This window comes from Mesoterricola silvestris, assembly GCF_030295405.1.
Taxonomy (GTDB): domain Bacteria; phylum Acidobacteriota; class Holophagae; order Holophagales; family Holophagaceae; genus Mesoterricola; species Mesoterricola silvestris.
This window is the reverse complement of record NZ_AP027080.1, coordinates 1743671-1754061: the sequence shown is the minus strand read 5'-3', so window position 1 is coordinate 1754061 and position 10391 is coordinate 1743671. Positions and strand designations below refer to the sequence as shown.

12 protein-coding genes are annotated in these 10391 nt (G+C 70.8%); 10 read left to right on the top strand and 2 right to left on the bottom strand.

What is annotated here, in order from left to right; translation table 11 throughout:
* Positions 1-16: 16 nt before the first annotated feature.
* The 10 genes from R2J76_RS07360 to R2J76_RS07315 all read left to right on the top strand — a co-directional run bounded on the left by R2J76_RS07360 (position 17) and on the right by R2J76_RS07315 (position 8877).
* Entirely contained in the window at positions 17-2107 is a 2091-nt protein-coding gene (locus tag R2J76_RS07360; RefSeq protein WP_316415180.1) for a SpoIID/LytB domain-containing protein, read from the top strand.
* A gap of 21 nt (positions 2108-2128) precedes the next feature.
* A complete protein-coding gene (aat, locus tag R2J76_RS07355) occupies positions 2129-2818 on the top strand; it encodes a leucyl/phenylalanyl-tRNA--protein transferase (RefSeq protein ID WP_316415179.1) in 690 nt (229 codons plus the stop codon).
* Between the two features lie 13 nt (positions 2819-2831).
* Positions 2832-3488, top strand: a complete 657-nt coding sequence (locus R2J76_RS07350; protein ID WP_316415178.1) for a protein kinase family protein — start codon at positions 2832-2834, stop codon at positions 3486-3488.
* Between the two features lie 57 nt (positions 3489-3545).
* Positions 3546-4991, top strand: coding sequence for a NapC/NirT family cytochrome c (locus R2J76_RS07345; RefSeq protein ID WP_316415177.1), 1446 nt, complete (start codon positions 3546-3548; stop codon positions 4989-4991).
* A 49-nt stretch (positions 4992-5040) separates the two neighbouring features.
* Positions 5041-5655 (top strand): YigZ family protein, encoded by a 615-nt coding sequence (locus R2J76_RS07340; RefSeq protein ID WP_316415176.1) that lies wholly within the window; start codon positions 5041-5043, stop codon positions 5653-5655.
* Between the two features lie 92 nt (positions 5656-5747).
* The gene (locus tag R2J76_RS07335; RefSeq protein ID WP_316415175.1) at positions 5748-5873 is read left to right on the top strand and encodes a hypothetical protein; all 126 of its coding nucleotides are present in this window, start codon (positions 5748-5750) and stop codon (positions 5871-5873) included.
* 29 nt (positions 5874-5902) lie between these two features.
* Positions 5903-6625 carry a LiaF transmembrane domain-containing protein gene (locus R2J76_RS07330; protein ID WP_316415174.1) on the top strand — a complete coding sequence of 241 codons (723 nt, stop codon included), beginning with the start codon at positions 5903-5905 and terminating at the stop codon, positions 6623-6625.
* Between the two features lies 1 nt (position 6626).
* The gene (locus tag R2J76_RS07325) at positions 6627-7685 is read left to right on the top strand and encodes a sensor histidine kinase (protein WP_316415173.1); all 1059 of its coding nucleotides are present in this window, start codon (positions 6627-6629) and stop codon (positions 7683-7685) included.
* A complete protein-coding gene (locus tag R2J76_RS07320; RefSeq protein ID WP_316415172.1) occupies positions 7682-8446 on the top strand; it encodes a LytR/AlgR family response regulator transcription factor in 765 nt (254 codons plus the stop codon). Before R2J76_RS07325 ends, R2J76_RS07320 begins: the two co-directional genes overlap by 4 nt.
* A 26-nt stretch (positions 8447-8472) precedes the next feature.
* Positions 8473-8877: a DoxX family membrane protein gene (locus tag R2J76_RS07315; RefSeq protein ID WP_316415171.1), complete on the top strand. Its 405-nt coding sequence runs from the start codon at positions 8473-8475 to the stop codon at positions 8875-8877.
* Positions 8878-8885: 8 nt separating this feature from the next.
* On the opposite strand, the gene R2J76_RS07310 is transcribed toward R2J76_RS07315, so the two are convergent.
* Both R2J76_RS07310 and R2J76_RS07305 read right to left on the bottom strand, forming a co-directional pair.
* Positions 8886-9560, bottom strand: coding sequence for a biotin--[acetyl-CoA-carboxylase] ligase (locus tag R2J76_RS07310; protein ID WP_316415170.1), 675 nt, complete (start codon positions 9558-9560; stop codon positions 8886-8888).
* Complete coding sequence (locus tag R2J76_RS07305) at positions 9545-10345, bottom strand: type III pantothenate kinase (RefSeq protein ID WP_316415169.1); 801 nt, start codon at positions 10343-10345, stop codon at positions 9545-9547. Before R2J76_RS07305 ends, R2J76_RS07310 begins: the two co-directional genes overlap by 16 nt.
* Positions 10346-10391: the final 46 nt, after the last annotated feature.

Sequence of the window (10391 nt, the reverse complement as noted above, 5' to 3'; positions counted from 1 at the left end):
GCGGTAAGCTGGAGCCATGCGATCCCTCCCCGCCCTGCTCTGTTTCGCCCTGCCCGCGCTGGCGGCGGTTCCCCAGATCCGCGTGGGGCTGGACACCCAGGGGCTGGAATGGATCGTGAGCCTGGAGGGGGGCGGGGAGCTGCGCAGCCTGGAAGGCAAGCGCCTGCTCAAGGTGGCCGAGGGCGAGAAGTTGCGCATCTGGTGGGACAGCCGGGGCGAGGCGGATCCCACGGACGAATACCGGGTGCAGGTGGGCACGGCCATGAACCTCGCCGACGCCACGGCCACCCTGAAGAAGCTGGCCGCCCTCGGCGAGGTGCCCGAGAAGGTGGAGGTCCCCGACGGCGGCACCTGGCGGGTGCTCACGGGGCGCTTCGAAAGCGCGAAGGAGGCCGAGCCCATCCTGGAGAAGCTGGCCGCCCACGGCTACGACGAGCTCTGGGTCTCCACGGAAAAGCGCAAGGGCAAGCCCCGGAAGGCCAGGGCCCTCTACGCGGTCACGGAGCGGTACGAGCGGCTGCCCCTCCCCAATTCCGGGGTGCTCCTCCAGCCCGCCCGGGAACTCACCACCATCGTGGGCAAGGGCCGCTACCGCGGCGCCATGCGCATCTTCCCCAACGCCCAGGGCCGGCTCTCCGTGGTCAACACGCTGGACCTGGAGACCTACCTGCGGGGCGTGGTGCCCCGGGAGATGGGGGCCTGGGAGTACCCGGCCCTGGAGGCCCTCAAGGCCCAGGCGGTGGCGGCGCGCACCTACGCCTACGTGAACCTGGGCAAGCGCGCCAAGGAGGGCTTCGACCTCCTGGACACCGTGGCCGACCAGGTCTACGGGGGCCGGGACGGGGAGCAGTCCCTCACGGACCGGGCCGTGGCGGAGACCGCGGGCCTCATCGCCACCTACGGGGGCAGGCCCATCCAGGCCCTCTTCATGGCCGACTCGGGCGGGGGCACCATCGACAACACCTTCGTCTTCGGGGACGGCGGGCCCTACCTCAAGGGCGTCTCCAACTACGCCGCCTCGCCCCAGGTGATCACCTTCAAGGGGGCCCTGGCGGTGGCCGGGGACACCCCCTGGCTCACGCCGGAACTGCTGCGCCTGTGCGCGGCGGGGCTGGTGCCCGCGGCGGACCTGGATTCCGGGCGCATGGCCCGACCCGCGCGCCAGGACGACCTGCGTGCCACCGTGGCGGCCCTGGCCTCCCGGCTGGGCCGGGTTCCCGTGGCTCCGGAACCCGGCCTCCTGCTGTGGATGGCCCGGTCCCTGGGCTTCGGGGAGGTGGTGGAGGGCCTGGAGCGCCCGGACGATGCCCGGTACTTCCTGGGGGACGCGGTCCCCGCCCCCGCGGACCAGCCCCTGGCCTCCTTCCTGGCGCGCCGCGGCATCGCCCCGCCGGCCCTGTGGCGCACGGCCCCCACCCTGGGCCAGGCCTTCCAGGTGCTCGGGCGCCTCTGGCAGGAGCTTGAGCCCGCGGAATTCCTGGAGGGCACGCTCCTGCGGGACGGCCAGGTGCGGGTGAAGAACGGCGGCCCGGGGCCCCTGCCCCTGGCCCCCTCCATCCTGGTGGCGGAGGAGGCCCCCGGCGGAAGCCTGCGCCTGGTGGCCCAGAGCGCGGTGCAGGTGGGGGACCGGGTGCGGTGGATCCCCGCCCCGGGCGGGTCGCCCCTCCTGGTGAGGCGCCTGGACCCGGACGGGACGGCCCTGGACCGCTACAATCCCACCGCCCACTGGAAGGTGGAGATCAAGGAGGCCGATCTCCTGGACCGGCTCCGCACCCGCGCCGGCATCAAGGCGGTGAAGGGCTTCGAACTCACCCACAACCCCCAGGGCCGGGTCACGGACATGGTGGTGCGGGACGGCCAGAACCGGCCCCACCGCTTCCGGGGCATGCACATCCGCAACCTCCTGGGCCTCAAGGACAACGTCTTCCGCATGGCCACCGTGGGGGAGGCGCCCTCCCGCCGGTGGATCGTCTACGGCAGGGGCTGGGGCCACGGCGTGGGCATGGACCAGACCGGCGCCTACGGCATGGCGCTGGAAGGGGCCACCTTCGACGGCATCCTGAAGCACTACTACCAGGGGATCCAGCTCACGCCCATCCCGGACTGAGTGCTGGGATAATCCGTCCCCATGGCCCCCGTCTTCAGCCTCGGTCCCCAACCGGCCTTCCCCGACCCCCGGCGGGCCGATGGCGAGGGCCTGCTGGCGGTGGGGGGGGACCTTTCGGCGCCGCGGCTCCTGAACGCCTACCGCCTGGGCATCTTCCCGTGGTACAGCGAGGGGTCCCCCATCCTGTGGTGGTCCCCCCCGGAACGGGCCATCCTCCTTCCGGGGGATGAGCACCTCTCCCGGTCCACCCGCCGCGCCCTGGCGCGGCGGCCCTTCGAGGTGCGCGTGGACACCTGCTTCGCGGAGGTGATCGGGCACTGCGCCCGGGTGGAGCGCGCCGGCCAGGACGGCACCTGGATCACCCGGGAGATCCAGGAGGGCTACCTGGCCCTGCACCGCCAGGGCTACGCCCACAGCTTCGAGGCCTGGCGGGACGGGGAGCTGCGCGGGGGGCTCTACGGCGTTTCGCTGGGGGCGGCCTTCTTCGGGGAGAGCATGTTCAGCCTGGAGAGCTACGCCTCCCGGGCGGCCTTCGCGGCCCTGTGCCGGCGGGCCTGGGGCTGGGGCTTCCACCTCATCGACGGCCAGGTGCCCAACCCCAACCTGGAGACCCTCGGGGCCCGGGTGGTGGGCCGGGACGCGTTCCTGGCGCGCCTGGCCGCGGCCCTCCAGGTGCCCACGCGGCGGGGGCCCTGGACGGCCGAAGAATGATCTAATGGGGACCATGCATCCACCCCTGCCCCCCTCCTGGCCCTTCGCGCCGCGGGAACCCGGCCCCGGCCCCGGGACCCGCACCGCGGCCCTGCCGGGGCTGGAGGGCCTCTGGACCCTCCAGGCCGTGCCCGGCCTGGACCTGGATGGCGCGCCGGAACCCCTGGGCGGCGCCTTCGGGCGGGGCGGCGTCTTCCGCTGCGGGGACGCGGTGATCCGCCCCTACCGCCGGGGGGGCCTGGTGCGCCACGTCAACGCGGCCCTCTACCCCGGCCCGGCCCGCTTCGACCGGGAATTCCAGGTGCACCGGGCCCTGTGGGAGGCAGGATTTCCCACGGTGGAGCCGCTGGGCTGGGGGTTCCGGCCCCGGCTCTGGGGCTGCGAGGGGGTCTTCCTCACCCGGTTCGCGGGGGGCGCGCCCTGGCCCCGCGCCTGGGACGCCGCCGCCCTGCCCCAGGTGCGCGCCCTCATCGCCGCGCTTTGCGCCTGGGGCCTCTACGCCCCCGACCTCAACGCCACCAACTTCCAGGTGCTCCCGGATGGGCGGGTCCTGGCCCTGGACTGGGACCGGGCCCGGTGGATGCCGGGCGTCGACCTGGCCGGCCGCTATGAATCCCGTCTGGCCCGGAGCCTCCAGAAGCTCGGCGCCCCCCCGGAATTTGTGATCTAATGCCTCGTTCCCAATAGGTTCAATATCGGATAATCTTGTCCGAATAGGAGTTTGACCATGGATTGGAGAGACAGGCTCACGGTGTGGTTCAGGCACGCCTTCTTCTACGGCGACAACTGGGTGAGCATCTGCGCGGGCATCCTCACGACCGCCACGGGCTTCACGCTCCTGTGGTCCTGGTTCCGGGAGCTGGCCAGCCCGCATTCGGCGCTGCCCTACGTGGGCATCCTCCTCTTCGTGCTCCTGCCCCTGCTGTTCCTGGTGGGGCTGTTCCTCATCCCCTTCGGGATGTGGCTCAAGTACAAGAGGATGACCAAGGCCGGGGAGAAGCCCGCGGTCATCCCCAAGGTGGACCTCACCACCCGGCACATCCGCAAGGTCCTTTCCGTGGTGGCGGTGGCCACCGTCCTCAACATCGCCCTGCTGGGCGTGGCGACGGTGCGGGGCGTGGAGTACATGGACTCCAGCAAGTTCTGCGGCCTCACCTGCCACACGCCCATGATCATGGAGTACCGGGCCTTCGTGGATTCGCCGCACTCCCGGGTGGGCTGCGCCCAGTGCCACATCGGCCCCGGCGCGGACTCCTTCATGCGGGCCAAGCTCGCCGGCGTGCGCCAGCTGTTCGGGGTGATGTTCAACAACTACCACCGGCCCATCCCCAGCCCCGTGGAGAGCCTGCGCCCGGCGAAGGAGACCTGCGAGTCCTGCCACTGGCCCCAGAAGTTCCACGGCAACAAGATCCTCGTGAAGACCCACTACGGCGACGACATCGCCAACACCCCCGCCATCACCGTCCTCATGCTCAAGATCGGCGGCCGCAGCGGCGAGGCCAACACCGGCATCCACGGGCGCCACATCGACACCTCGGAGCGCATCACCTACTCGGCCGGCGACGAGCGCCGCCAGGTGATCCCCCGGGTGGTCTACCGGGACGACAAGGGCCAGATGGTGGAGTACGTCTCCTCGGACACCAAGCTCACTCCCGAGCAGCTCGCCAAGCTCCCCCAGCGGAGCATGGACTGCGTGGACTGCCACAACCGGCCCACCCACGCCTTCGAGAGCCCCGAGTGGGCCATGGACCGGCGCATCCAGGAGGGCCTCGTCAGCCGCGAGATCCCCTTCATCCACAAGAAGGGCGTCGAGATCCTCAAGGGGGAGTACAAGAGCCAGGACGACGCGGCGGCGCGCATTCCCAAGGCGCTTGTGGACTTCTACGCGGCCAACTACCCCGAGGTCTACAAGGAGAAGAAGGCCCTGGTGGACGCGGCGGCCATCGCGGTGAAGGACGCCTACCTGCGCAACGTCTCGCCCGAGATGAAGCTCACCTGGGGCACCCATCCCAACCACATCGGGCACCAGGACGGCGGGTGCTTCCGCTGCCACGACGGGAGCCACACCAGCAAGGACGGCCGCACCATCGCCGCCGACTGCGACACCTGCCACACCATCCTGGCCCAGGACGATCCCAATCCGAAGATCCTCCAGGACCTCGGCACGAAGTAGGCAAAAGAGCTCCCGGAAACGGGAGCTTTTTTTTGGCATGCTGGAAGACATGCAGCGTCCCGTCGCACCCGCCGTCCACAGGTTCAGGGAGAAGGCCTCGGTCTTCCTGACCGAGCTGCACCCCGCGGGGGACGCCGGGGAGCGGGAGGCCATCCTGGTCCGCCTGCGCAAGCGGGACTTCGACGCCAACCACCACTGCACCGCCTGGCGGGAGCTGGGCGGGGCCCAGGGCGCCGACGACGACGGGGAGCCCTCGGGCACCGCCGGGCCGCCCATGCTCCGGGTCCTGGAGGGCGAGGGCCTGGTGGACGTGCTGGCCGTGTGCATCCGGTGGTTCGGGGGCACGAAGCTGGGCACCGGGGGCCTGGTGCGGGCCTACACGGAGGGGGTCCAGGGGGCCATCGCCGCGGCCCGGGAGCAGGGGCTCCTGGAGGCCGTCCGGGCCTGGCGCGCCGGTTCCATCACGGCCGAGGCCGGCCAGGCCCACCTGCCCTTCTCGGTGCTGGGGGCCTTCCCGGAGGCGGAGATCCTGGGCCAGGACTTCCGGGGGGCCCAGGCCATCCTGCGCTTCCGCCTGCCCCTCACGGCCGACGGGGCCCGGGAGGCCGCCCTGGCCGCGCTCTGGCTGGAACGGAGCCGCGGCGGCCGGGTGGACTGGGAATAGCCTCCGTTCGCCGATCGGGGTCCGGCGTTCGCCGAATGGCCCCTCCCCCGGGGCCCCGGCGTCCGTAGCCTGGATGCAGGGAGGTTCGAACCATGGAATTCATACAGGGCGTCATCCAGTGCTGCCCCGTCGCCCTCTGGTGGTTCTCCGCGCTGCTCACCCCCACCCTCATCGCCCTCATTCCCATGAACAGCGCTCAGAAGAGTGGCCGCTCCTGATGATCTGCTAGGCTTTACCGGAGAGATCCATGCAAACGATGAATGAGACCCCCGCCCCGCAGCCCCAGTCCACCCGCCTGTGGATCGGCATCGCCATCATCGTGATCGGCATCCTCGCGGCCCTGGACAACCTGCCCTTCGTGCGCGACAACGAGCACTTCTTCCTGAATCTCTGGCCCGTGGTGCTCATCATCGTGGGCATCGGCAAGGTGAGCCGGGGTTCCGCGGAAAAGGGGATCTCGGGCTACCTCTTCATGCTCGCGGGCGCCTTCATCCTCGTGCACAACTTCGGCAGCGACAGCCTGGCCAGCGCCATGGGGCCCCTGTTCATCGTGGCGGTGGGCGTCTTCCTGGTCACCAAGGCCCTGCGCAAGAACCGGGGCGTGCCCCCGGACCTGGCGGCCCACGACAGCTTCGTTTCCGCCACGGCCATCCTGGGCGGCAGCAAGCGCCGGGTCACCCACCAGGACTTCAAGGGCGGCGAGCTCACGGCGATCTTCGGGGGCTTCGAGCTGGATCTGCGCCAGGCCACCATCGAAGGCAACCAGGTGCGGGTGGACGTCTTCGTGCTGTTCGGCGGGGGCGAGATCAAGATCCCGCAGCACTGGGCGGTTTCCATGAAGGGCACGGCGCTCCTGGGCGGCTTCGAGGACAAGACCCTCCCCATGCCTTCGGCCGAAGGGGAGGCCCCCAGGGTCCACCTGGTCGTCACGGGACTGGTCCTGTTCGGCGGCCTCACCGTAATGAACTGACGTGAATCCCATCCTCAGCAGCCGCGCGCGCCTGGGGACCTACCTCCTGGGGTGGGTCCCCATCGTCGCGCTCCTCACCTTCGTGGCCATGAGCCAGGACTGGCGCCTGGCGGAGGCCCTGGCGCTGGCGGTGCCCATGGGGGCCGGCGGCGCCTTCATGTTCCTGTCCTCCTGGTACCTGTGCCGGGCCCTGCCCCTGCGTTCCACGCGGGTGGGCAGCCACTGGACGGCGTGGATCCTGGCGGCGGTCATCATGGCCGCCCTGTGGGCCGGGGCGGGCCTGGCCCTGGCCTGGTGCCTGGCCAAGGCGACGCCGCTCACGGGGCTCTACCACCGGGCCCACGCGGCCCTGCCCACCCTGGTGGGCATCGGCGCGGTGCTCTACCTGGCCACCCTCACCCTCCACTACCTCCTGGACGCCGTGGACCTGGGCAAGCAGAGCGAGGCCCGGGAGGCGGAGTTCCGCATCCTGGCCCAGGACGCCGAGCTGCGCGCCCTGAGGGCCCAGCTCAACCCCCACTTCCTCTTCAACAGCCTGAATTCCATCAGCGCCCTGACCACCATCGATCCGCCCAAGGCCCGGACCATGTGCATCCTGCTCTCGGATTTCCTGCGGGGCAGCCTGAGGCTCGGGGAGAAGCGCCTGGTGTCCCTTTCGGAAGAGGTGGACCTCCTCAAGGCCTACCTCTCCATCGAGCAGATCCGCTTCGGGAGCCGGCTCCAGGTGCAGTGGGAGCTGGACCCCGCCACCCTGGGCGAGGAGATCCCCGCCCTCCTCCTGCAGCCCCTGGTGGAGAACGCCATCAAGCACGGCATCGCCGGGCTCACGGAGGGCGGCGTGGTGCGCGTGGCCTCCCGCAGGGAGGGCAACGTCCTGGAGCTGCGGGTGGAGAACCCCGTGGATCCCGACACGCCGGTGGTGCACGGCCTGGGCATGGGGCAGCGCCAGGTGCGCAGCCGGCTCCAGATGCGGTTCGGGGACCGCATGCGTTTCGAGGCGGGCACCACCGACGGGGTCCACCGGGTCCGGATGGTATTTCCATGCGAGGTCAAGCCATGAGCGAGAGAACCTACACCGCCATCATCGTGGACGACGAGGACCTGGCCCGGGCCATCGTCCAGGAGCACCTGGGCGTCCACCCCGAGATCCGGGTGGTGGCCAGCTGCGCCAACGGCTTCGAGGCCGTCAAGGCCGCCACGGAGCACAAGCCCGATCTGCTCTTCCTGGACATCCAGATGCCCAAGCTCAACGGCTTCGAGGTCCTGGAGCTGCTGGACCCGCAGCCCACGGTGGTCTTCATCACGGCCTACGACCAGCACGCCCTCAAGGCCTTCGAGGTCCACGCCGTGGACTACCTCCTCAAGCCCTTCGACGCCGAGCGCTTCGAGGAGGCCCTGGTGCGCGCCAAGGCCCGCTGCGACCAGGGCGCCCCCTCGGGCCCCCAGCCCGCGGAGCTCTCCGACGCGGCCCGAAGCGACTGGCCCCTGGACCGCCTCGTGGTCAAGGACGGCACGAAGGTGACCCTCATCCCCCTGGCCAAGCTGGACTACGTGCAGGCCCAGGACGACTACGTCCTCCTGAAGACCCCCGAGAAGAGCCACCTGAAGCAGCAGACCATCTCCAGCCTGGAGACGAGGCTGGACCCCAACCGCTTCCTGCGCATCCACCGCAGCTTCATCATCCAGCTGGACCGCCTGGCCAGGCTGGAGCAGACCCCCTCGGAGAGCTGGATCGCGGTGCTGCACGACGGCACGCGGCTGCCGGTGAGCAAGAGCGGGTACGCGCGGCTGAAGGCGATGCTGGAGAAGGGAAGCGTCTGACCGGCATCTAAGGGGCGGAGGCCCCCATGCCCATTTCGCGTTTTCTTTCCAAAGCCGCGCCCATCGCCGCCCGCATCCTGCTGGGCCTGCTGTTCGTGGTCACCGGACTCAACGGTTTCCTGGACTTCCTGCCCCGGCCCACGGCCCCCATGCCCGAGGGGGCCGCCGCCTTCGCGGGGGCCATGATGAAGACCGGCTACCTCATGCAGCTGGTTGCGGGAACCCAGTTGGCGGCCGGGCTCATGCTGCTCGTTGGCCGGTTCGTTCCGTTGGCCCTGACGCTGCTGGCGCCGGTGCTGGTGAACATCATCTGTTTCCATGTCTTCCTGGCGCCTTCGGGCCTGGGGCCCGGGGTGCTGGCCCTGGTCCTGGAACTGTACCTGGTGTGGACCCGCCGCGCGGCCTTCGGGCCGGTAATCGCCTTCCGCTGACCGGCCCTTCAGGCCAGGCCCGAAACGTCCCCGGCCGTCAGGTCCACGTGCCCGCCCCCGGGGCGTTCCACCCGCAGGCGCCCATCCCCCAGCCACCCCACGCAGACGCCCTCGCCCTGCTCCCACCGGATGGGGTCGCCGGGGGCGGGCCACAGGAAGGGGGCTTCCCGGGGGATCTCCAGGTCCTCCCAGGCTTCGAGGATATCCCGGGCCAGGGCGCCGGCCTCCGGCACGCCGCCTTTGGCCAGGTCCCGGAGGCAGGCGGGGGGGATGGCCCGTTCCGGAATGGCGGGGGCCTCCGTGAGGTTGAGGCCCAGGCCCAGGAGGACCCGGTCGCCCTTGGCCTGGCCGATGATGCCGCCCAGCTTCACCAGGCGGCCCTCCCTGCGCCCCACGAGGTCGTTGGGCCACTTGAGGCCCAGGGGGGCGCCGGCGGGCTCCAGGACCTCCAGGACGGCCGCCATGGCCCGCTGCAGGAGGAGGCCGGGGGGGACCCGGGGCGCGGGCAGGCAGGCGCTGAGCCAGAGGCCGGCCCCGGGGCGGCTCACCCACGCGTTGCCGGCCTGGCCCTGGCCCTTGAGCTGCTCCCCGGCCAGGACGGCGCAGCAGCCCAGTTCGGGGTGGCGCTCCAGGAAGGCCTGGGTGGAGTCCACCACCCCCAGGCGGATCAGCGGGAGGGGCATGGCTTCTGGTTCTTCAGCCAGAGGATGCGCAGGCCGTCCAGGGTGAGGTCCGGCGCCACCTCGTGGATGAAGCGGCTGGAGGGGGCGATGACCTTGGCCAGGCCGCCGGTGGCCACCACCTTGGAGCCGGGGTACTCGGCCAGGAGCCGCTCCAGGATGCCGTCCACCTGGCCCACGTAGCCGTAGTAGAGGCCCGACTGCATGGCTTGGATGGTGGAGCGCCCCACGAGCCGCTCGGGTTCGGCGATCTCCACCCGGGGCAGCCGCGAGGCCCGCTGGAACAGGGCCTCGGCGCTGATCTTCAGGCCGGGGCAGATGATCCCTCCCAGATACTCGCGCTTCTCGTTGACCACGTCGAAGGTGGTGGCGGTGCCGAAATCCACGGCGATGAGCGGGGCGCCGTAGGCCTCCAGGCCGGCCACGGCGTTGACGATGCGGTCCGCGCCCAGCTCGGCGGGGTTGTCCAGCAGGACCTTGAGGCCGGTCTTGATGCCGGGCTCGATCCACAGGGGCTCGGACTTGAAGTAGACCCGGAGCCAGGCGTCCAGGACCGGGTGGAGCGGCGGCACGACGCTGGAGATGACCACGTGCCGGATGGCCGCGGGATCGATGCCGGCGTGCTTGAGCAGGGCCAGGCTTGAGAGGCCGTACTCGTCCACGGTGCGCTCCCGGCTCGTGGCCAGGCGCCAGGAATGCAGGATGGGGCCGCCCTCGCCGGCGGCGAGGTCGAAGATGCCCAGGACGATGTTGGTGTTGCCCACGTCCACGGCCAGCAGAAGACTCATAAGCGCTCCGCCCTCCAGAATGGCCCAGGCCGGTCCCGGGATCAAT